General features: G+C 69.7%; 18 protein-coding genes. 10 read left to right on the forward strand and 8 right to left on the reverse strand.

The window, feature by feature from the left end; genetic code table 11:
- Positions 1–75 precede the first annotated feature (75 nt).
- From rpe to BMZ47_RS19925, 5 genes are all read left to right on the forward strand, one after another.
- A complete protein-coding gene (gene rpe / locus BMZ47_RS19905) occupies positions 76–762 on the forward strand; it encodes a ribulose-phosphate 3-epimerase (protein ID WP_007565697.1) in 687 nt (228 codons plus the stop codon).
- Positions 756–1,505, forward strand: coding sequence for an HAD-IA family hydrolase (locus tag BMZ47_RS19910; protein WP_091863909.1), 750 nt, complete (start codon positions 756–758; stop codon positions 1,503–1,505). The genes rpe and BMZ47_RS19910 overlap by 7 nt, the downstream gene beginning before the upstream one ends.
- A gap of 534 nt (positions 1,506–2,039) precedes the next feature.
- Positions 2,040–4,115, forward strand: a complete 2,076-nt coding sequence (locus BMZ47_RS19915; RefSeq protein ID WP_244536882.1) for a methyl-accepting chemotaxis protein — start codon at positions 2,040–2,042, stop codon at positions 4,113–4,115.
- Positions 4,116–4,261: 146 nt separating this feature from the next.
- Positions 4,262–4,504: a hypothetical protein gene (locus tag BMZ47_RS19920; protein WP_091863911.1), complete on the forward strand. Its 243-nt coding sequence runs from the start codon at positions 4,262–4,264 to the stop codon at positions 4,502–4,504.
- A 288-nt stretch (positions 4,505–4,792) separates the two neighbouring features.
- Positions 4,793–6,889, forward strand: coding sequence for a methyl-accepting chemotaxis protein (locus BMZ47_RS19925; RefSeq protein ID WP_091863962.1), 2,097 nt, complete (start codon positions 4,793–4,795; stop codon positions 6,887–6,889).
- 54 nt (positions 6,890–6,943) lie between these two features.
- Here the strand turns inward: BMZ47_RS19925 and BMZ47_RS28655 are convergent, their stop codons facing one another.
- Positions 6,944–7,102: a hypothetical protein gene (locus BMZ47_RS28655; protein ID WP_167369066.1), complete on the reverse strand. Its 159-nt coding sequence runs from the start codon at positions 7,100–7,102 to the stop codon at positions 6,944–6,946.
- 178 nt (positions 7,103–7,280) lie between these two features.
- Here BMZ47_RS28655 and BMZ47_RS19930 point away from each other — a divergent pair, with 178 nt between their 5' ends.
- Positions 7,281–8,027: a YebC/PmpR family DNA-binding transcriptional regulator gene (locus tag BMZ47_RS19930; protein ID WP_007558666.1), complete on the forward strand. Its 747-nt coding sequence runs from the start codon at positions 7,281–7,283 to the stop codon at positions 8,025–8,027.
- Here BMZ47_RS19930 and BMZ47_RS19935 read toward each other — a convergent pair.
- Complete coding sequence (locus BMZ47_RS19935; protein ID WP_091863912.1) at positions 8,024–9,016, reverse strand: alginate O-acetyltransferase AlgX-related protein; 993 nt, start codon at positions 9,014–9,016, stop codon at positions 8,024–8,026. The genes BMZ47_RS19930 and BMZ47_RS19935 overlap by 4 nt on opposite strands.
- Positions 9,017–9,184: 168 nt before the next feature.
- Between BMZ47_RS19935 and ada the strand changes: the two genes are divergently transcribed.
- The gene (gene ada, locus BMZ47_RS19940; protein WP_091863963.1) at positions 9,185–10,249 is read left to right on the forward strand and encodes a bifunctional DNA-binding transcriptional regulator/O6-methylguanine-DNA methyltransferase Ada; all 1,065 of its coding nucleotides are present in this window, start codon (positions 9,185–9,187) and stop codon (positions 10,247–10,249) included.
- A 9-nt stretch (positions 10,250–10,258) separates the two neighbouring features.
- Here ada and BMZ47_RS19945 read toward each other — a convergent pair whose 3' ends face one another.
- Both BMZ47_RS19945 and BMZ47_RS19950 read right to left on the reverse strand, forming a co-directional pair.
- On the reverse strand, positions 10,259–11,551 hold the full coding sequence (locus BMZ47_RS19945; protein WP_091863913.1) for a DUF5666 domain-containing protein: 1,293 nt from the start codon (positions 11,549–11,551) through the stop codon (positions 10,259–10,261).
- Between the two features lie 11 nt (positions 11,552–11,562).
- The gene (locus tag BMZ47_RS19950) at positions 11,563–12,408 is read right to left on the reverse strand and encodes a DUF6502 family protein (protein ID WP_091863914.1); all 846 of its coding nucleotides are present in this window, start codon (positions 12,406–12,408) and stop codon (positions 11,563–11,565) included.
- Positions 12,409–12,875: 467 nt separating this feature from the next.
- Here BMZ47_RS19950 and BMZ47_RS29190 point away from each other — a divergent pair, with 467 nt between their 5' ends.
- The gene (locus BMZ47_RS29190) at positions 12,876–13,004 is read left to right on the forward strand and encodes a hypothetical protein (protein ID WP_280142743.1); all 129 of its coding nucleotides are present in this window, start codon (positions 12,876–12,878) and stop codon (positions 13,002–13,004) included.
- A gap of 295 nt (positions 13,005–13,299) precedes the next feature.
- Entirely contained in the window at positions 13,300–13,695 is a 396-nt protein-coding gene (locus BMZ47_RS19960; RefSeq protein ID WP_091863916.1) for a phospholipase A2 family protein, read from the forward strand.
- Here the strand turns inward: BMZ47_RS19960 and grpE are convergent, their stop codons facing one another.
- The 3 genes from grpE to BMZ47_RS19975 form a co-directional block, all read right to left on the reverse strand.
- A complete protein-coding gene (gene grpE, locus BMZ47_RS19965) occupies positions 13,696–14,325 on the reverse strand; it encodes a nucleotide exchange factor GrpE (protein ID WP_244424032.1) in 630 nt (209 codons plus the stop codon). It lies immediately after the preceding gene.
- 89 nt (positions 14,326–14,414) lie between these two features.
- Positions 14,415–17,207 carry a [protein-PII] uridylyltransferase gene (locus tag BMZ47_RS19970; protein ID WP_091863917.1) on the reverse strand — a complete coding sequence of 931 codons (2,793 nt, stop codon included), beginning with the start codon at positions 17,205–17,207 and terminating at the stop codon, positions 14,415–14,417.
- 76 nt (positions 17,208–17,283) lie between these two features.
- Positions 17,284–18,708 carry a TAXI family TRAP transporter solute-binding subunit gene (locus BMZ47_RS19975; protein WP_091863918.1) on the reverse strand — a complete coding sequence of 475 codons (1,425 nt, stop codon included), beginning with the start codon at positions 18,706–18,708 and terminating at the stop codon, positions 17,284–17,286.
- Positions 18,709–18,863: 155 nt separating this feature from the next.
- On the opposite strand from BMZ47_RS19975, the gene BMZ47_RS19980 reads away from it, so the two are divergent.
- The gene (locus tag BMZ47_RS19980; RefSeq protein ID WP_091863919.1) at positions 18,864–19,478 is read left to right on the forward strand and encodes a RecX family transcriptional regulator; all 615 of its coding nucleotides are present in this window, start codon (positions 18,864–18,866) and stop codon (positions 19,476–19,478) included.
- A gap of 318 nt (positions 19,479–19,796) precedes the next feature.
- Here BMZ47_RS19980 and BMZ47_RS28135 read toward each other — a convergent pair whose 3' ends face one another.
- Positions 19,797–20,738: a hypothetical protein gene (locus tag BMZ47_RS28135; protein ID WP_139221025.1), complete on the reverse strand. Its 942-nt coding sequence runs from the start codon at positions 20,736–20,738 to the stop codon at positions 19,797–19,799.
- Between the last annotated feature and the right edge of the window lie 224 nt (positions 20,739–20,962).

The raw sequence follows: 20,962 nt of genomic DNA on the forward strand, positions 1-20,962 counted from the left end.
AACCGCCGGCGAGGCGACGTAAACGGGGCGAAACCTGTCGGCCTCTGTGCGCGCACGCCCGATCCCGGATATCCCATGCTGCCTCCCGTCATCGCCCCGTCGATCCTGTCCGCCGATTTCGCCCGCCTCGCGGAGGAGACCCGCGCGGTGGACGCGGCCGGGGCCGACTGGATCCATCTCGACGTGATGGATGGCCACTTCGTGCCCAACATCACCTTCGGCCCCCCGGTGGTGAAGGCATTGCGCCCGCACACGCAAAAATTCTTCGACGTGCACCTGATGATCGCGCCGGCCGACCCGTATCTCGCGGCCTTCGCGGAGGCCGGGGCCGACGGGATCACGGTCCATGCCGAGGCCGGGCCGCATATCCACCGCTCGCTCCAGACCATCCGCGACCTCGGCAAGCGCGCCGGCGTGGCGATCAACCCCGGCACCCCCGCCGCCCTGGTCGAGCCGGTGCTCGACATGGTCGATCTCGTGCTGGTGATGACCGTCAATCCCGGCTTCGGCGGGCAGAAATTCCTCAAGAGCACTATGGAGAGCGTCGCGCGGATCCGCGCCATGGTGGCCGGGCGCGACATCCGCATCCAGGTCGATGGCGGCATCGATGCCGAGACCGTGAAGGCGGCGAGCCGCGCCGGCGCCGACACGTTCGTGGCCGGCAACGCGGTCTTCAGCGGCGGTCCCGACGCCTATGCGGAGCGCATCGCGGCGATCCGGGCCGGCGCGGAGGGCGCCTCCGGCCGCGATCTCTCGTGCTGAAGGCGCTGATCTTCGACGTCGACGGCACGCTGGCCGAGACCGAGGACCTGCACCGGCAGGCCTTCAACCGCGCCTTCGCGGCGCTGGACCTGCCCTGGCGCTGGGACCCGGCGCTCTACGCCGACCTGCTCACCGTGATGGGCGGCAAGGAGCGGCTCAGCCACTACATCGATACGCGCCATCCCGGCGAGGCCGCGTCCTTCCACGCGCAGGCGCCCGAGATCCACGCCCGCAAGACGATCGCGTATGGCGACCTGATGGCCGAGACCGGGCTGCCCCTGCGCCCGGGGATCGCCCGGCTCATCGCCGAGGCCCGGGCTGGCGGACTCCGGCTGGCCATCGCCACCACCACCAGCCGGCCGAATGTCGATCGGCTGCTGGCGGCGAACTTTCCGGCCTCCGATGCGCCCTTCGCGGTGATCGCGGCCGGCGACGAGGCGGACCGCAAGAAGCCCGCCCCCGACGTCTTCCTGCTGGCGCTCGACCGTCTCGGCGTGCCGGCCTCGGAGGCGGTGGCCTTCGAGGATTCCGCCCCCGGCATCGCCTCGGCCCGCGCCGCCGGCCTGCCGGTCCTGGCGACCCGAAGCCGCTACACCGACAGCCATCGTCTCGACGGCGCCTTCTCGGCACTCTCCGACCTCGGCGAGCCCGGTCACCCGCACCGGCACCTGGCCGGGCTGGAATGGCCGGACCGGGTGGTGACGCTGGCCGCGCTGAGGGACTGGCACGCGGGATTGCGCTGAGGCGGCGATCCACCGGCTTGCACGGAACGCGATGCTTACGCCCCCCGAAGCTTGGCCGGGATCGCTCGAGCGGTTCGGTCATCTCCGGCATGGGCCGCCGAGCGCGAGGCCCGGATCGTAGCGGGGCAGGGGGAGACCCGAGCATCCGGCCGCGGCTTCGAGCCGTCATCGCCCGCTTTGCCGCGCGCTTCCGCACGCCCGAAGGTGGGCCGCCCGGATCCGGCTTGGTCCCGCGCGGGTTCCCGGCGACGCCGGATCGCAGAGCAAGGGTGGGCGAAAAGCCCCGCCCGACTCTCGGACGACAAGTTTCCAGCCTCCATCCGATCAATCATGAATGCCGGTTACCCGGATGCGTTTCTATATGAAGTTGTATCCCGATTGGCGTAGTGATAAGTTTTTGCGATATGGCGATCATTACTATCGGATGTCGAAAATAAAGTTGGATCACAAAATTCTAGACATGAGCTAAGCTTAGATTTATACGAAGGTATCTACTGAGACGGACGGCCGACCATGCCTAGAATAACGATTCGCATGCTTCTCATGGCGATCGTCTCGCTTGTCGGTCTTCTGGCTATCGTCCTGGCCGCCATGCAGGTCGGTGGAAACAGGAGGAAATCCGATATCGCGACGCAGGTCGCCCAGCACATGGCGATCGACCGCGATCTCTTCGCCAGCCTCAACCAGCTTCGGACCGAGCGCGGATGGACCAAGATCGCGCTTCTGGATGAAGCCGATGCCCTCCGCCTCCACCGGCAGACCGCCCTCGAGGGGCGCGCCGCGTTCGACACGGCCGTCAACGCGGCCCTGGCCGAGCTGGGCGACGTGCGCGACGGCGCCCTCAAGGCCAAGGGCGTCGACCTCCAGGGTCTCGTGGACGCGTGGCGGCGGTTGCGTCCGGCCGTGGACGCGGCCTTCAATGTGCCCGTCGCGGCGCGGGACCGGACCCTGGGCACCAAGCTGGACGAGCTCTGCGACCGCTTCCTGGCCGAGCTCGAAGCCGCATCCGACATGACCGAGCGGACGATCCAGGCGCTCGACCCCGCCTTCGGCAGCTTCATCGATGCCCGGGCGGCGACGTGGCTCTCACGGACGAGCAGCGGCCGGACCGCGTCCCTGGTCGGCGAGATCATGGCCAGCGGTCGTGTCCCCACGCCCGCGGATGCGGTCCGGTTGAATGCCGCCGAGACGGAGACCCTCACGGCCTGGCGGGTCGCCGAGCGCGTCATCGCGATCGGCGATTTCGCCGCTGCCGTGAAGGAGGCCTATGCCCGCGCGAAGGCGGCCCACGCCAATCCGCAATGGGTCCAGGTCCAGGCGTCGGTCGCGGCCGATTTCGCGGCCGGCCGCAAGATCTCGGTTCCGAGCGCGGACTGGGATGCAGGGATCTTCGGCCGCCAGAAGGCGGTCTCGGAGGCGGCGGCCGCGGTCATCGGCTCTGCCGTCGACAAGGCGCGGGCGGCCGCCGCCGAAGCCCGCCAGGACCTCGCCGTCGCCGTCACGGCGATCGTGGTCGCTGCCGGATTGGCCGTGCTGGCGATCCTGATCGTGCAGTTCCGTGTCGTCCGGCGGATCGTCGGCCTGGCGGCGGCCATGCGGCGCCTCGCCGACGGAGAGCTCGGGACGGAGGTGCCAGGCCTCGATCGCCGGGACGAGCTTGGGTCCATGGCCGGGGCCGTGCAGGTGTTCAAGGACAACCTGATCCGGACCAAGGCCCTGGAGGCGGAAACCGCCGAGGCCCGGCGCGTCGCCGAGGAGCAGCGCCGCGGGGCGATGCACCAGATGGCCGACGTGTTCGAGCAGGCCACCAGCGGAATCGTCGGTACGCTCTCGACCTCGGCCGGGGCGTTGCAGGCCACCGCGCAGACCATGGCATCCACCGCGGCCGACACGGCGGAACGCTCGACCACCGTCGCGGCCGCCGCCGAGCAGGCCGCGTCCAACGTGAACACGGTGGCGGCGGCCGCCGAGGAGCTGGGTGCCTCGGTGCAGGAGATCGGCCGGCAGGTCTCGGGCTCGGCCGATCTGGCCCGGACCGCGGTGGGCGAGGCCGACCACACGGCCGCGCTCGTCACCGCGCTCACGAAGAGCGTCGCCAAGATCGGCGAGGTGGTGGGCATGATCTCGGGCATCGCCGCGCAGACCAACCTGCTGGCGCTCAACGCCACGATCGAGGCGGCCCGGGCCGGGGAGGCCGGCAAGGGCTTCGCGGTGGTGGCATCCGAGGTCAAGGCGCTGGCCGACCAGACCGCCAAGGCCACCGACGAGATCGGCCATCAGATCGGCCAGGTCCAGGGCGCGACGGGCGAGGCCGTGACCGCGATCGGGCAGATCGCCGCCCGCATCCGGGAGATCAGCACGGTGTCCGCCTCGATCGCGGCGGCGGTGGAGGAGCAGGATGCGGCGACCCAGGAGATCGTCCGCAATGTCGGTCAGGCGGCCTCCGGCACCGGCGAGGTGACCCGCACTATCACGGGCGTGGCCGGGGCGGCGGAGAAGACCGGCGCGGCGGCGGGCAATGTCCTGGACTCGGCCTCCGAGCTGTCGCGCCAATCGGAGCGGCTCACCGCCGAGGTCGGGCGCTTCCTGGCGACTGTCCGGGCGGCCTGAGGCGGGATCCGCCCGCCGCGCCTGTCCGGAGGGCGTGCTGGAGCGCCTGCCGCAGAATTGCCCGGATGGTGCCCGGGGATCGGTCCGGTCGTCCCGGCGATTCGTCGGGTGCGACCGCAACGGCCCTCGTGCTTGGAGCGGACCCGATGCGGATCCTCGCCCCGCTCATCCTTCTCAGCATCGGCGCAGCGCAGGCGCAGGAGGCCGACCTCGACTGGCGGACTCCCGGCCTCGTCTGCCTCATCGACGTGCCGGCCGGCGACGCGACAGCTTCCGTCCCGCCGCCCGGCCAGAAGCGCGAAGACGGTGACCGCTTTCCGCGCTGCTTCTCCGGCACGCCCGGCATCTTCTGGCCCGCGTTCCACCGCTCGGGAGACCGGCATTCTTGAATGTCGGCTTTCGAGAAGGCGCCGGCCGATACGCGTGAGCCTTATGCGCCTGTTGCATACCTCTGGCCGCGGTTTCGTACGGAGCTGAACGTCCAGGAGCCGAAATATCCGGGACGTTGATCCCGCATTGATTCGCTGAATTTCAAATATTTATCCGCAATGATACAGACATACAAAACAAAAGACCTTTGTATTATAAATCGTTTTGGCAACCGCAAGTAAGAAAATCGTGGCCTTTCGTGCGACCGAGAGGTATGCATCTCGGTCGCTCAACTCTGGTGTTTGATCGTGCCTAGGCTTTCGCTTCGCTTTATCATTGTCGCGATTGTCGCGCTCGTCAGTGCCGTGGCGATCGGCCTGGCGGCCTCGCAACTGTTCAGAAGCAAGACGCGCTCGGATCTGGCAAATCAGGTCGCCGCCTATATGGCGATCGATCGCAATCTGTTCACGAGCCTGACGCAGCTCCGGATCGAGCGCGGCTGGAACATGACCGCGCTTCTCGAGGAGCCTCAGGACAACCGGGTCCATCGACAGACCGCCCGCGATGGCCGCCAGGCGTTCGACGCGGCGATCGACGGTGCGCTCACCGATCTGAACTGGATGCCCGATGCCGCCTTGCGGGCTCGGGGCGTCGAGCTGCAATCCTTCCTGGACACGTGGCGGCGGCTGCGCCCGGCCGTGGACCCGGCCCTCGATCAGCCCCTTGCAGCTCGCGATCCAGCCCTCCGCAAGCAGCTGGACGAGTTCGGCAACCGCTTCCTGATCGCGCTCGAAGCCGCGTCCGACGCCATCGAAAAGCAGATCCAAGCTCTCGATTCCGCGTTTGGAAGCTTCCTCGATGCCCGGGCCGCGATATGGCTCACGCGGACGAGCAGTGGCCGCAGCGCCGCCATCGTGAGTGCGCTCTTGGCGAGCGGTCGTGCCGCTACGCCTGCGGAAGCGTCGCAACTGAATGCTGCCGACACCCAGGCCCTGACGGCTTGGCAAGTTGCCGCGCGCACCATCGAGATCGGCGGCTTCGACGCAGCCGTGCGCGACACCTATGCCCGGGCCAACGATATCTATTTCGGCGGCCGCATGGCTGAACTCCGGAACGCGGTTGTCGCCGCCGTCTCGGAAGGGCGGAAGATCCCGGTTTCCAACGCGGCCTGGGATGGCGGGGTCGTCACAGGGCAGAAGGCCGTATCGGATGCGGCGATCGCGGTCATCGCGTCCGCGGTGGATAGGACCCGCGCGGCCGCCGCCGAGGCCCGGCAGGATCTCCTCGTCGCCGTCGCGGCCATCCTCCTCACGGTCGGGTTGGCGATAGCCGCGATCCTGACCGTGCAGTTCCGCGTGGTACGGCGGATCCTCGGTCTGGCGGCGGCCATGCGGCGCCTCGCCGACGGAGAGCTCGGGACGCAGGTGCCCGGCACGCAGCACGCGGACGAGCTCGGCTCCATGGCCGGGGCCGTACAGGTGTTCAAGGACAACCTGATCCGGACCAAGACCCTGGAGGCGGAAACCGCCGAGGCCCGGCGCGTCGCCGAGGAACAGCGCCGCGGGGCGATGCACCAGATGGCCGACGTGTTCGAGCAGGCCACGGGGGGAATCATCAGCGCGGTCTCGACCTCGGCCGGGGCGTTGCAGGCCACGGCGCAGACCATGGCATCCACCGCCGCCGACACGGCGGAACGCTCGACCACCGTCGCGGCCGCCGCCGAGCAGGCTGCGTCCAACGTGAGCACGGTGGCGGCGGCCGCCGAGGAACTGGGCTCTTCCGTCCAGATGATCGGCCGTCAGGTCTCGGATTCGGCCGATCTGGCTCAGGCCGCGGTGGGCGAGGCGGACCAGACCGCCGCGCTCGTGCGGACTCTGAGTGCGAGCGTCGCTAAGATCGGCGAGGTGGTGGGCATGATCTCGGGCATCGCCGCGCAGACCAACCTGCTGGCGCTCAACGCCACGATCGAGGCGGCCCGGGCCGGGGAGGCCGGCAAGGGCTTCGCGGTGGTGGCGTCCGAGGTCAAGGCGCTGGCCGACCAGACCGCCAAGGCCACCGACGAGATCGGCCATCAGATCGGCCAGGTGCAGGGTGCGACGGGCGAGGCGGTGACCGCGATCGGGCAGATCGCCGCCCGCATCCGGGAGATCAGCACCGTGTCCGCCTCGATCGCGGCGGCGGTGGAGGAGCAGGATGCGGCGACCCAGGAGATCGTCCGCAATGTCGGTCAGGCGGCCTCCGGCACCGGCGAGGTGACCCGCACCATCACGGGCGTGGCCGGTGCGGCGGAGAAGACCGGCGCGGCGGCGGGCGATGTCCTGGACTCGGCCTCCGAGCTGTCGCGCCAATCGGAGCGGCTCACCGCCGAGGTCGGGCGCTTCCTGGCGACTGTCCGGGCGGCCTGAGGCGGCATTGCCCGCATGGGTCGGAGGATCGCGCGGGCCGACGGGTGAAGCCGCCTAGTGCCGGCGCGCGTCGGGCCGCCCCTTGGCCTCGGTGGCGAACAGCATGGAGCCGGCCACCGCGCCGAGCAGCGTGGCGATTCCGAGCTTGAGCCAGCGGCGGTCGCTGGCCCGTGCGGTCGTCACGGGATGGGTGTGTTCGGTCCGGCTCGACATCGGGTTTCCAGCTGCGGATGTGCATCAACGTCCGGGGGACGCGATCTTTCCCCTGTCGTGACGATCAGCTGGCGCGTTGCTTCGTCGGAAGCCGGCGGCCTATAACGCGGCGACCTCACAGCCGCGACGGCGGGGTCCCTCAGGCCCGCCTTCGCCAACGAACAAAGTCTCACGCAACATGGCAGGCCATTCGCAGTTCAAGAACATCATGCACCGGAAGGGCCGGGTGGACGCGGTCCGCTCGAAGGTGTTCGGCAAGCTCGCCCGCGAAATTACCGTGGCGGCCAAGCTCGGCACGCCGGACCCGGCCATGAACCCGCGCCTGCGCGCCGCGATCATCGCGGCCCGCGCCGAGAACATGCCCAAGGACAATATCGAGCGCGCCATCAAGAAGGCCGCCGGTGCGGAGGGCGAGAACTACGAGGACATCCGCTACGAGGGCTACGGCCCCGGCGGCGCCGCGCTGATCGTCGAGGCGCAGACCGACAACCGCAACCGCACCGCCTCGGACGTGCGCTCGGCCTTCACCAAGTCCGGCGGCAGCCTCGCCGAAACCGGCGCCGTGGCGTTCATGTTCGACCGCGTCGGCGTGATCGGCTTCCCGGCGAGCGTGGCCGATGCCGACACGATGCTGGAGGCGGCGATCGAGGCGGGCGCTGACGACGTCAGCTCCAGCGAGGAGGGCCACGAGGTCGTCTGCGCGCAGGATTCCTACGGCGAGGTCGCCAAGGCCCTGGAGGCCCGATTCGGGGAGCCGACCCGCACCGGCCTGATCTGGAAGGCGCAGAACACGATCGATGTCGACGACGAGACCGGCGAGAAGCTGATCCGCCTGGTCGAGGTGATCGAGGACCAGGACGACGTGCAGCACGTCTACGTCAACTTCGCCCTGTCCGAGGCGCTGATGGCGAAGCTGGAAGGCTAAGCGCCCCGGTTCGCCAGCTCGGCGCCGAACCGCTCCTGCACGTAGGCGTCGAGCGAGAAGCTGTCGTCCGGCAGCTGGGCCATGAAGCGCTCGGCCACCTCGGTCAGGACCAGGTCCGGTTTCGCCCGGTCGATGTAGGACCAGTCGAGCGACGTGTTCCAGACGAAGTGGACCTCGCGGAACGTCTCCGCGAGCAGGATCGTCAGCATGTACGGCATGACGTGCGAGAACGAGTCGCCGAACAGCGCCAGGCGGCGCGGGTCGGTCGCTTTCGCGTTGCCGTAGACGACGTTGGCGCCGACATGGAGCGTGTGCAGCAGCCCGGCCTTCTCCCGCGCCTCGACGATCGGGCTGGCATAGGTCCGCACCGCATCCTGCTGGATCCGGTAGGCCCGGGACGGCGCCCGGCGGGGCGGGTCGAAGGCGCTGCCGAGGTCGCCATCGTGGTCGATCTGGGTGAAGGGCCGCTCGCGCAGATCCGCCCGCGGCTCCGTCCCGAAGGCCCGGCAGATCTCGGCATAGGCCAGGTAGCAGCCGTCGAAGCTCCAATGGGTGTCGGTCCGGCAATAGAGGTCGGATGCGTCGCGTGCGGCGCGCATTGGCGTGACCAGGTCGATGCAGGTCTCCCGCCAGCGCGTCCGCCGGCGCCAATCCGCGTAGAGGCCGGTGAGGCCCCGCCGCCAACGGCTGCCGAGCGGCGGCTCGGTGTGGAGCAGCCGGTAGGCCGGTGAGGCTTCCGGCGCGATGGCGATGCCGTCCAGGCGATCGTCGTAGATCAGCAGCTTGTCCGGCGCGACGACGTGGCGGTAGCGGATGCCGAGCGCGCGCAGCCGGCGCTCCCGGGTCGCGATCAGGCTGCGCCAGCTCCAGATCAGGTCGGTGGTCTCCTCCGGGCGCTCGAACTGCCCGAGGATGTCGTTGGTCCCGGTCTTCAGGAACAGCCAGCCGTCCCGCCCGACATGGATGTGATCGGTGTTGCTCGACGCCATGACGCACTCGGGAGGACGATCGGGAATTCGGCAGCAAGGCGCGGGATGCGGCCCCGGCCGCCGGACGGCAGGGTGACGGGCACTCGATATACGCAGCCGGCAGGTCCCGTCATGTCCGCCTCCGCCAAGCCCCTCCCCAACGCGGCCGGCACACCGCATAATGCGGCCATGGCCGCTCTCTCCACCGCCGCTTCCGAGGATGTTGAGCGCTGGGCGGCGCTCGCCGCCCGCGACGGGCGGGCGGATGGCCGCTTCGTCTACGCGGTCCGCACCACCGGCGTGTATTGCCGCCCGAGCTGCCCCTCCCGGGCGGCAAGGCCCGAGAACGTCACCTTCCACGCCACCTGCGCGGAGGCCGAGGCCGCGGGCTTCCGGCCCTGCCGGCGCTGCCGGCCGGACGAGCCCGGGCTGGCCGAGCGCCGGGCCGAGGCCGTGGCCAGGGCCTGCCGCCTGATCGACGCCGCGGAGACGATGCCGCCGCTGGCCGACCTCGCCCGCGCCGCGGGCCTGAGCGCCTTCCATTTCCACCGGGTGTTCAAGGCCGCCACCGGGGTCACCCCGAAGGCCTACGCGGCCGCCCGCCGGGCCGAGGCGCTGGCCGCCAGCCTGCCCAAGGCGGCCAGCGTGACGGAGGCGCTCTACGAGGCCGGCTACGGGACCGCGAGCCGGTTCTACGCGGAGGCCGCCGGGCGCCTCGGCATGGCGCCCGCCGCCTACCGCAAGGGCGGGCTCGGCATCCGCATCAGGTTCGGCGTCGGCGCCTGTTCCCTCGGGGCGATCCTGGTCGCCGCCACCGAGGCGGGGATCTGCGCGATCCTGCTCGGTGACGAGCCCGAGCCCCTGGTCCGCGACCTCCAGGATCGCTTCCCGGGGGCGGAGATCGAGGGCGGCGACCCAAAATTCGAGGCCTGGATGGCCCGGGTCATCGGCCTCGTCGAGGCGCCGGGCACCGGCCTCGACCTGCCCCTCGACATCCGCGGCACGGCGTTCCAGCAGCGCGTCTGGGCGGCGCTCCGGGCGATCCCGGTGGGTGCGACCGCCACCTACGCCGACATCGCCCGCGCCATCGGGGCGCCCACCGCCATGCGGGCCGTCGCCCAGGCCTGCGGGGCGAACCATCTGGCGGTGGCGATCCCGTGCCACCGGGTGGTCCGGTCGGACGGTGCCCTGTCGGGCTACCGCTGGGGCGTCGCACGCAAGCGCGCGTTGCTGACGCGGGAGGCCGGGGGCTGATCGCGCCGCTCAGCGCCGGCCACCCCCGCCGGGCGGGCCGCCGAAACCACCCGGTCCCCCGAACCCGCCGCCGGGGGCGCCCGGGCCCGGTCCCCCCGGAGGACCACCGAAGCCGCGGGGCGGGCCGAAACCGCCGGGGCCGTCCGTGCCCGGGATGCTGCCCGCGCCGGGGCGGGTGTCGATCGTGGGGCCGTGGGAATCGCCGAGGCCGCCGAACGGATTCCGGCCTCTGCCCGGCTCTGCGCCGAGCCGGCCGGGCCGCTCGCGGGGCATCTCCGGCAGGTCGGGCAGCTTCTGCAGGTCGAGGCGGTCGCGCTCGCGCTCGAACCGGGGCGATCCCGGCTGCCGGGACGGTTCGGAGGGGATCCGGTCGTCGACCCGGAGCCGCTCCAGGGTGAGGCCGCCATCCGGCGCGACGTCGGCAGTGAGCACCCCGTGCACGCTGCCCTGGCGCGGCACCCGCAGCCCGGCATAGCCCGACACGGCGAGGCCCGAACCGAGATCGAGGCCGGCGCCCGCATCGGCCCGGCCGATATAGGCCTCGATCGACACCCGCCGGAGGCCCGGCGGGAAGGGCAGCCCGACCTCCGGGGTGTTGGTCACGTCGAGGAGTCCGGGTTCGGTCACGCCGGTCACCATCGCGCGCCGGCCCGGGGGCAGGGCGTCGGCGCCCTTCAGGCGCAGGCCGCCGATCGCCAGGCCCCCGTCCGCGTCGCGCCGCACCGGCCCGGCGACGCGGTCGGGCCCGAAATTGCGCGGCTCGATCAGGCTCGCCACGATCACGCCGTCCGGCCGGCGCAGGCCGCTCACCGCCACCCGGGTGCCGGCTTGCCAATCGCCCGCGAGCCCGGTCGTGGCGACCCGCTGGCCGAGCACGATGATCTGCCCCGGGGCGACGGAATCCACCCGGCCGACAACCTCGCTGGTCACGTCGATGCGGCTTGTGCCGAGGCCGCCGCGCTCCGGCCGGGCGACGACCTGCACGACCTGGCCGATCTTCAGGTCCGCGGCCTTGGCGGGTTCCCCGTCGATCCGCACCTCGACCTCCGACGGGTAGGCGATCCGCAGGTCGTTGACGATGATGGAGCCGAACCGGCGGATCGTGCCGATCACCCCGGTGCCGCCGATGCCGCGGTCGCCCTCGCCGAGGGGGCCGTCCTTCGGCTCGTCGGTCATCTTCATGCCGGTGCCGCCGATCCCCTGATCGGGCGGGCTTTCCTGGGGCCGGGCGATTCCGGGCCGCAGGGTGGCGGCGCCCGCGAGCAGGCGCAGGACGAATCGGCGGTTCGGGAAGGATCGCACCGGCCGGCCTCTCAGCGCCCGTCCGCGGGCCGGGCCGGCGGTGCGGCCTCGGCGTAGACGTAGAGGCCGAAATTCCAGCGGTGCGGGCCGCCGGGATCGGTCGCGCAGGCGGCGTGTGCCTCGCGGTTGGCCTGCTGGAGGGCCGCCATGGCGATCTCGCGCGCCCGGGCCTCGAGCTGGGCGGCGAGTTCCTTGGACAGCCCGTCGTAATGCACGGCCCGCTCGAGGAAGCGCGGCGTGTCGCCGAGGATGTTGGCGACGCTCGCCGCGATATGGTCGTGCAGGTTGCGGCCGAAATAGTAGAGCTGCGGCTCGGCCCCGCCGTCCCCGCGCGGCACGTAGGCGGCCTCCGCCAGCACGATCCGGTCCTGGGCATCCGTGAAGGCGAGCCCGCGGTCCAACCACTCGTCGAGAACCGCCCGGGGGCGCAGGTCCCGGGTCACCCCGGCGACCAGGGCCTCAAAAGACGGCGCGCCCGCCTCGGCGGTGCGCGGCAGCGGCAGGGGCTGACCCTGCGGATCGGTGAAGGCCGGGTCGGCGATCCAGCGAGCGATGATCCGGCTCGTGCGCGAGACCACGGCCGGCACGGCGCTCACCGGCGCCCCGGCCCCGCGCAACCGGCGCACCTCCTTGCGGTGGATGCCGGTGAGCAGGGAGACGCGGCTGTCGGTCTGCTCCTTGCCGGGCAGGGCGAAGTCGTGCTCGGCCACGTTGACGTAGAGCTCGCGCAGCAGGTCGGTGAGCGCCGGGAAGGTGAGGCCGCGGGCAACGAGCAGGCGCACGAGCGGCCTTAGCAACCGCGCGAGCGGGGCGTGCAGGGCGGCGCCCTCCGGTCTGGTGTCGGCACTCTCGGACATGGGGCATCGTTAGCGGATGTGCCGTGGGAGACAATCCCACAGGCTGCGGATCCACGTGCGGGCGTCCTGATTTCCTATTGACGTGGGAATTTTGCACACGTAGCTTGGATGCGTGGTCAAATTTCCCACGTCACACAGGGGGCCAAGAGGATGCGGGTTGAGACGCGTAGGTTGGTCGCCGAACCCTTGCCGCCCCTGACGCTGCCGCGGACGATGTCCCGCCGGTCCCCTCGGATCGATCCGCTCCTGCGGCTCAGGCGCATCGCCTATCTCCTCGCCGCGCTCGGGCTGCCGGCCATCGGCATCGTGGCCGCGGATAAGGTCCACGGCCTCTGTGAAACGGGGTCGTTTCGGACCGCCGCGATCCCTCCGAGCGGGGGAGCGACGCTGGCCGGCGTCGTCGCGCGCCTCCGTGCTGCGGAGGCCGTGGTTGCGAAGGCGATAAGCACGGACATGCGATCCTGAGCATGACGCTTGAACATGTCGGCGATCGGGTCCGGCAGCCGCCCGCCTGCGGCGGCGGGCCGATCCTCGATCTCGCCCTCTGCCTGATCCTCGCCGTGATCGTCATGGGCCTTCTGCTGCTGGCTCTGTGAGCCGGCGCGTCGCAGGAACAACAGATTACAGCGCCGGCGCTCTCGACCATTACAGTGCCGGCAAACAGGATGCGGGCCGCGGGCAGGTCGAGACGGGTGCGAAATGCGGATTCAGGGCAGTAACCGTCACGACCGATCTTGACGGTATCGCTGCATTCGGTCGCTATGCGAGACGTTCGGCTTCGCGAATCCGTCCGCCGCCCGGGGATCCTCGGCGGGCCGGGAAGGCGGCCGCCGAATGCTGCGCCGCGGACGCGGCGCGGCGTCAGCAGGCAGACGCGACGCAGGATCGGCCGTGATTGTTCCTCGCCCCAAGGCCGTCGCGACGGCCCTGTTCGCCCTCGCACTCGCCGCCGGCGCCGCATCGGCGCAGGAGATCGTGCCGCCCGGGCCGTCCGGCCGGGGCGCGCTCCTGATCTACGGCAATTTCTGTGGGCCCGGGAATCGCGGCCCCGGCTATCCGCCGATCGACGCGCTCGACCGCGCCTGCGCGCATCACGATGCCTGCTGGCCCGACCCGGATTCGGGCCTGATGCCGAGCTGCGCCTGCAACCGCCGCCTCGAGGTCGAGGCGGGTCAGGTCGCCCGCGATCCGCGCGCGCGCGCCGAGACCCGGCAGGCGGCGCAGTTCATCGCGGATTTCGCGACCGCGCTTCCCTGCACCGAGGGTTCGTCGGCCCAGGCGCGCTGATCAGGCGGCGTCGGCCGGGTTGGCCGCCGCCTTGGGACCGCCCTTGGCGACGCCGACCAGGGCCGGCCGCAGCACGCGCTCGCCGATCACGTAGCCGGTCTGCACCACCTGCACGACGGTACCGGCCGGGACGTCGGGGTTCGGAACCTCGAACATCGCCTGGTGGCGGTTCGGATCGAACTTCTGGCCCTGCGGCTCGACGGGCTTCACCCCGTGGCGCTCCAGGGTCTTGACCAGGTCGCGCTGGGTCAGCTCGATCCCGTCGATCAGCCCCTTAAGGGCGCCGTCGGCCGAGGCCTTGGCGTCGGCCGGGACGCTCTCCAGGGCGCGGTGGATGTTGTCGGCCACGTTGAGCACGTCGCGGGCGAAGTTCGTGACCGCGTAGGCGCGGGCATCGGCGATCTCCCGCTCGGTGCGCCGGCGCAGATTCTCCATCTCGGCCAGCGTGCGCAGCATCCGGTCCTTCAACTCGTCGCGCTCGGCGGTCAGCAGGGCCAGGGCCTCGGCGACCGGATCGACGGACGCCCCCTCGGCGGGCTTGCCCGCAGGCGCGGTATCCTGGGCCGCGCTGGCACCGGCCTCGACCGTGGTCTGGCGCTGGTCATCCTGGGACATGTCGTTGCTCGTCATCACGTTTCAGTCGTCGACAGGGATGGGTGGGAGGTTATCGGATTCGGCGCTGATATCTGACCCGGAGCGGCCGAAATCAACCCGCACGCTCACGCCTCGCGCGGCGGCGGTGCGGCGACCAGGGCCTCCAGGCCCTCGGCCCTGAGCATGGCGACGTCGCCCGCGAACACGTCCAGCATCGCCTTCCGGATCGCGGCCTGGCGGTCGGGCTGCGTCACCCGGGTGCCGGTGAGATCGGTGACGTAGAAGACGTCCACCGCGCGCTCGCCGAAGGTCGCCACATGCGCCGAGGTGATGTTGAGCGAGAGCCGGCCGAACGCCGTGGTCAGCTCGTAGAGGAGGCCCGGCCGGTCGAGCCCGGTCACCTCCACCACGGTCTCGCGGGAGGACAGGGCGTTGTCGATCCCGACATCCGGCGGCACCAGGAAGGTCTTGGCCCGGGCGCTGGTCGGCGGGTGCTTGTCGGCCACGAGGTCGGCGATGCGGATCTCGCCCTTCAGGGCGCGCTCGATCGCCGCCGTGATGCGCTTGGTCCGGCGCAGCTCGTCGTCGTCGCGCTCGAAGGCCCGGGAGATGAAGATCGTGTCGAGGGCAAAGCCGTCGGTGGTGGTGAAGATCTGGGCGTCGACGATGTTGCTGCCCGCCGCCGCGCAGGCGCCGGTGATGATCGCGAGCAGGCGCGGGTGGTCCGGCGAGTAGATCGTGATCTCGGTCACCCCGCGCACCGGGTCGAGCGCCACGTCGGTGGCGCTGGTCCGGCCCTCGCTCAGCACGTCGCGCAGGAAGATCGCGTTCTTGATCTGCCGGGGGCTGTCGACCTTCAGCCAGTAGGCCTGGCCGTGGCGCGCCGCGTAGGCGTCGAACTCCTCGGAGGCCCAGCCGGGCAGCTGCTCGCGCAGGCTCATCTGCACGAGGCGCACCCGGTCGGTGCGGGCGATCTCGGAATGGCCGCCCGAGAGGAACACCTCGGTCTCGTCGTAGAGGGTGCGGACCAGGGTGCCCTTCCAGGCGGTCCACACGCCGGGGCCGACCGCACTGATGTCGGCCACGGTCAGGATGGTCAGGAGCTTGAGCCGCTCCAGGCTCTGCACCACCGAGGCGAAGCGCTCGATCGTCTTGGCGTCCGAGAGGTCGCGGCTCTGCGCGGTCATCGACATCAGCAGGTGATGCTCGACCAGCCAAGTCACGGTCTCGGTCTCGGCCTCGGTGAGGCCGAAGCGCGGGCAGAGCTTTTCCGCGATCGCGGCCCCGGCGATGGAGTGGTCCTCGGGCCGGCCCTTGGCGATGTCGTGCAGCAGGATCGCGACGTAGAGCGCCGTGCGGTTGTGGATCGTGTGCACGAGGCGCGAGACCAGCGGGTAGGCCTCCTCGGCGCGGCCCGATTCGATCGCCGCCAGGATGCCGACGGTGCGCAGCAGGTGCTCGTCCACCGTGAAGTGGTGGTACATGTTGAACTGCATCATCGCGACGATGCGGCCGAAATCCGGGATGAACCGGCCGAGCACGCCGGCCTCGTTCATCTCGCGCAGGGCCTCCTCGGGGGCGTTGCGCGAGGTCAGGATATCGATGAACAGCCGGTTGGCCTCCGGGTCCGCCCGCAGGGTCGGGGTGATGAGGCGCCGCGACCGGTTCGCCAGCCGCTTGGCATCCGGATGGATCGCCAGGTTGTGCCGGTCGGCCAGCCAGAACAGCCGGATCAGGTTGACCGGATCGCGCTCGAACGCGTCCTCGGCCCGCAGGTTGACCCGGCCGTGGTCGATCCAGAAATCCTCGGCCTCGATGGCGGTGGCGCGGAACCGGTCGCGGAACCGGCCGATCCAGCGGTCGAGCACGGGCGTGCGCTTGGCATGGCGCGCTTCCAGCTCGGCGCAGACGATGGCGGTGAGGTCGCCGACATCCTTGGCCACCCGGAAATACGCCTTCATGAAGCGCTCGACGCCGGACAGGCCGCCCCGCGCTTCGTAGCCGAAGCGCTCGGCGATCCGCGGCTGCAGGCCGAAGGACAGCCGCTCCTCCGAGCGCTTGGTGACGAAGTGCATGTGGCAGCGGACCCGCCACAGGAACTCCTCGCAGCGCTCGAACAGCGCGTATTCCTCCGGGGTGAACAGCCCGGCGCCCACGAGCTCGATCTGGTCGCGCACCCGGTAGGTGTACTTGGCGATCCAGAACAGCGTGTTCAGGTCGCGCAGGCCGCCCTTGCCGTCCTTGACGTTGGGCTCGACCAGGTAGCGCGAGGAGCCGGCCTTCGAGACCCGGGCGTCGCGCTCGCGCAGCTTCGCGTCCACGAACTCGGCGGCCGAGCCGACCACCAGCTCGGCGTCGAAACGCGTCACCAGCTCCTCGAACAGGATCCGCGTGCCGAACAGGTAGCGCGCCTCCAGGAGCGCGGTGCGGATCGTCATGTCCGCCTTAGCCTCGCGGAGGCATTCCTCCACGGAGCGGGTGGCGTGGCCGACCTTCAGCTTCAGGTCCCACAGGACGTAGAGCATCGCCTCGACGACGCTCTCGGACCAGGCGGTCTGCTTGTAGGGCAGCAGGAACAGCAGATCGATGTCGGAGCCCGGCGCCATCGTGCCCCGGCCGTAGCCGCCGGTGGCGACCACCGCGAGCTGCTCGCCGGTCGAGGGGTTGTCGTTGGGGTAGAGCTGCCGGACCACCGCGTCGTGGATCGTCCGCACCACGGCGTCGGTCAGATCCGACAAAGCCTGCGCGCAGCGGAGCCCGTTGCGGTCCTCGAGCAGCTGGGCCTCGGCGGCGCGATGGCCCTCCTCGATGACGCGGCGCAGCTCGGGCACGAGCAGGGCGCGCAGCTTGGTCGGCTCGCGGGCATCGCGGTCGAGGTTGTCGAGAACCGTTTGGAGGGCGGCGGCGGGATCGAACATGCCCCCCGTTAGCATGATATGCCTACGCCGCCAGCCGTGCGTCGAAGGACCGGCGCGCCGACGCGGAATGCCACCGCTATTCCGCGGCCGGGAGATTCAGGGCCAGCAGCCGCGCGGTGCGCGGGCGGCCGGTCGCCCCCGGCGCCGAGTCGTTGGCGCGCCGCCGTGCATCGGCGATGGCCGCGTGGACGCCGTCCACCGCCAGGATGAGCGCGCTCACCGTCCGGGCGTCGATGCTGCGCTCCCGGGCGTAGCAGACGACATCGGCCACGAGCCCGTCGGTCTCGACCGCGATGGCGTCGAGCTCGGCCGTGGTCGTGGCCGCCCGGACCTCGCGCATGATGTCGAGCAGGCGGTCGAGCACGATGTCGATCCGCTCCCGGCGCTTGCGCGCCAGCCGCTGGCCGATCCAGGCGATGCCGGAGCCGATCGTGCCGCCGAAGAAGGCGAGCAGGTAGATGTAATCCTCGTAGCGATCGAGGAAGGTCTGCTGCTCGCGCTCGAAATAGTCGACCGCGCCCGGATGGTTCGGCAGGCGCGCCGAGGTCGCCGCGACCGTGGTGTCGAAATCGGGCGCCTTCATCAGCTTGGCGGCCGGGGCCGCGGCGGCGAGCCGCGAGCGCCACTCGAACAGGTGCTGCGTCGCCGAGGCGATCGCGACCCGGCTCACCGAACCCCGCGCCATCAGTCGATAGGAGGCGCCGACGGTGCGGACCTCCTCGTCCGGGCGCTTCGGGCGGCCGCCGAAGGTCCCGGCCGGGATGGTCACCGCCTGCAATTCCGGGAAGCGCTGCAGGATCGCGTCCCCGTCCGGGATCGACACGAAGCCGATCTTGCGCTCGGGAGAGCCCAGCTCGATGGCCCGCACCACCGCGCCGGCGATCTTCGAGGCGGGGCTCGCGATCACCGCCACCGCGTCGACCCGCTTCTCGGCGATCGCGGCCGTGACCTCGCCGATCTTCAGCGGCACCACCTGCACGTGGCCGGCGGCGATCTCGGCCTCGGTCGCGGGATCGGCCTCCGGCGCCTCCGTCAGCGGGCTGTCCGGCAGGAGGTCGTAGAAGGAGAGCAGGTTGGTCAGGAACGGCAGGTCGGCGCCGTGGCGCACGACGACGCCGAGCCGCTTGCGGGCCAGCGCCGGGACGTCCTCGATCTCGGACGCCTCGGGCGCCGCGATCACCAGGGCCTCGTCGTGCAGGATCGCCAGGGTCAGGCCGTTCTCCGGCAGGAACACGTCCGGCCGCACCACCGCGAGGTCGGCGCGGTTGCGCTGGAGCGCCAGGGCGCTGTCGCGCACGTCGGCGAACCGGACGACCTTGAGCCGGACATCCTCACGGCTCCGGTCGAGAGCGCTGGCATAGGCCTCGATCAGGGCGGCCTCGGCGCCGTCCTGGGGGCCGACCGCGACCGTCAGCGTGGTCGGGCGCGACAGATAGACGATCCCGGCCGCGATCGCGGCCAGCCCGAAGGCCAACAGGACGAGGAGCCACTCGCGGCGCATCACGATCGTCGCCGCGGCGCGCAGGCGTCGCCGCCACGGGCCGTGGTTGAGATCCGGCGTAGGGCGTTGGTCCGGACCATGGCCGAGCCTGTCGCGTTGCGCGCGTTCCATCCCCAAGTCATGGAACGCAAACCTGTCGAGATCGTGAAGAACCGGTGAAACCCCCATTCGTTGCAGAGCCCGGGCCGAACGGCCGCCCCGCGAATAAGGACCGACCCGCCGAGCGTCGGCCGCCCGGCCCGGTCAGCCCGGCGTGGCTGCAGCGGGTCGCGCTCTACTATCTCGAGCGCTACAGCGCCTCGACCGAGATGCTGCGCCGGACCCTGGCGCGGCGGGTCGACAAGCGCGCGCGGCTGCGCGGCGAGGATCCGGCCCCCTTCGCCGAGCTGATTGACGCCACCGTGGCGCGGGCGGTCTCGGCCGGGCTGGTGGACGACGTCCGCTTCGCTGACATGCGCCTCGCCACCCTGCGACGCCGCGGCACGTCGAGCCGGGGCGCCGCGGCGAAGCTCGCCGCCAAGGGGGTGCCCCGCGACGTGGTCGAGGCGGCCATGCAGGCCGAGCGCGACGCGATCCCCGACGTGGAAGCCGCCGATATCGAGCTGCAGGCCGCCCGCGCCTACGCCAAGCGACGGCGCCTCGGGATGCACCGCAGGCCCGACACGCGGGCCCTGCATCGCGACCGCGACCTCGGCGCCCTGGCCCGGGCCGGCTTTTCCTACGACCTCGCCCGTCGCGTGGTCGATGCCGACCCGGACGAGGTGGAGTGATCCATCGGGTCTGGGTCTTGGACCGCTTCGGCGCTCTGCCGTCCGCGCTTCGGAAGCATGCGGACGACCTCCGGCACTGCGCTCACCGGCCGCAGTTCGGCCGGTTCCGAGTCGGTCATCTCGGGATTATGGAGGCGCCGCAGCCCAATCGTTCAGCGTGTAGCCGGGATCGAGGCGCTCCCGGGCGAAACTGCTGAGCGCCGATCAGACGGTGTTCGTCGATATCTGGATCAGCCCTACTGTATCGCGGGCAAGCTGATCCAATTGCCCCTGATCTTCACTTCTTTCGCCAGTTCGATCTTGACTGCACCCCAACGATTACTGAAGAATGACCTCATATTTATCGTCCCGGCGTGGATTTATGATACGGGTTTCGAACCAGTTGTCGTCAGCGCTCTCGGTCGGAGGATTGGCAACATAGGCCATGACCGGATTGTCGCCCGAGAAATCGATATGACCGCTCCCGAAAAAACAATTCGTTGACGGCCGAAAATCCGAGCGAAAAGACGCTGAGGTTTTAGAAAAACTGTCTCTTCTTTCATGGATGCTGCTGATGGGCTGATCAGCGTCGTAGCCTTTTGATGTCAGCGCACTTTTAAGCCCCTCTATATATTTCTCAGTTTGCTTATTCAATTCAGCTTCTAGTCGCTTGCGCTCGGCCGTAAAAATCGAGCGATCCGCATCAGAAATATCCTCGTCCCTCAGTTTCTTCCAGATATTGCTCAATGAAACTTCTACCGGATTCGTCGGTTCAATGGTCTTTGCTCTCCAGTGAAGACCATCAATGTCAAGGCTCTGAACAGCAATTTTGTAGCGGCAAGTCGGCAATCCGATTGCCAAAACAAACGTATTGGCTTGCCCCGCCTCGAATTCAGGAGGCTGTTGGTGGCCGCTGGTTGTAGTGTCCTCAGTATTATTCAGATAAAATACGATATTACCATTCGATAACTGGAACGATAGCGTGTTGGGATAGCAGGAATAAGGTAGAGCTTCAAAAGCGAGAACCATCTTCCTTGGCGTGAATGCGCTCCATGCCATAGGCTCTAACGAGCGATCGTCGCTCCTATCAAAAGCGACAATTGGCAGATATTCCTTAATTTCATATATATCGTTGCGAATTAATGGTTGAGAATATGAAACTGTTCCCTTCAACAATAACAGGGCAGAACAACAAATACCCGGACCATGTGCCCTCCCTGTTCGGGTCGCCTCGACTCTTTTCGCGGGGGAAGGCCCGCCTTTTCCTTGGCGGACCTTCACTCAATATGTAGACCAGAGGCTGGTTGCAGGGGCAGGATCAACACACCGGAAATACTATAGCTCCGGTGCTATTGTTCGCAAGAGCATTGGATCGATTATTGTCTTGCCTGCGTGATAAGTTTTATTGAGCGATATCCGTGGGCGCGATAGAGGGCCTTTTATATCGTACCTTAGACATAGGTCGTCGCACCTAAGCCGCGGTCGGTGAGGTCAGTTGGAGCTGG

Origin of the sequence: Methylobacterium brachiatum, assembly GCF_900113845.1 — a bacterium.
GTDB lineage: Bacteria > Pseudomonadota > Alphaproteobacteria > Rhizobiales > Beijerinckiaceae > Methylobacterium > Methylobacterium brachiatum.

Bases quoted from the DNA above. Each gene is read 5' to 3' on its own strand.
- BMZ47_RS19970 (WP_091863917.1), bottom strand. From the start codon at position 17,207: ATGTTCGATCCCGCCGCCGCCCTCCAAACGGTTCTCGACAACCTCGAC.
- BMZ47_RS19920 (WP_091863911.1), top strand. From the start codon at position 4,262: ATGCGGATCCTCGCCCCGCTCATCCTTCTCAGCATCGGCGCAGCGCAG.
- BMZ47_RS19950 (WP_091863914.1), bottom strand. From the start codon at position 12,408: ATGTCCGAGAGTGCCGACACCAGACCGGAGGGCGCCGCCCTGCACGCC.
- BMZ47_RS19935 (WP_091863912.1), bottom strand. From the start codon at position 9,016: ATGGCGTCGAGCAACACCGATCACATCCATGTCGGGCGGGACGGCTGG.
- rpe (WP_007565697.1), top strand. From the start codon at position 76: ATGCTGCCTCCCGTCATCGCCCCGTCGATCCTGTCCGCCGATTTCGCC.
- BMZ47_RS19915 (WP_244536882.1), top strand. From the start codon at position 2,040: ATGCTTCTCATGGCGATCGTCTCGCTTGTCGGTCTTCTGGCTATCGTC.
- BMZ47_RS19975 (WP_091863918.1), bottom strand. From the start codon at position 18,708: ATGCGCCGCGAGTGGCTCCTCGTCCTGTTGGCCTTCGGGCTGGCCGCG.
- BMZ47_RS29190 (WP_280142743.1), top strand. From the start codon at position 12,876: ATGACGCTTGAACATGTCGGCGATCGGGTCCGGCAGCCGCCCGCCTGC.
- grpE (WP_244424032.1), bottom strand. From the start codon at position 14,325: ATGACGAGCAACGACATGTCCCAGGATGACCAGCGCCAGACCACGGTC.
- BMZ47_RS19930 (WP_007558666.1), top strand. From the start codon at position 7,281: ATGGCAGGCCATTCGCAGTTCAAGAACATCATGCACCGGAAGGGCCGG.
- BMZ47_RS28655 (WP_167369066.1), bottom strand. From the start codon at position 7,102: ATGTCGAGCCGGACCGAACACACCCATCCCGTGACGACCGCACGGGCC.
- ada (WP_091863963.1), top strand. From the start codon at position 9,185: ATGGCCGCTCTCTCCACCGCCGCTTCCGAGGATGTTGAGCGCTGGGCG.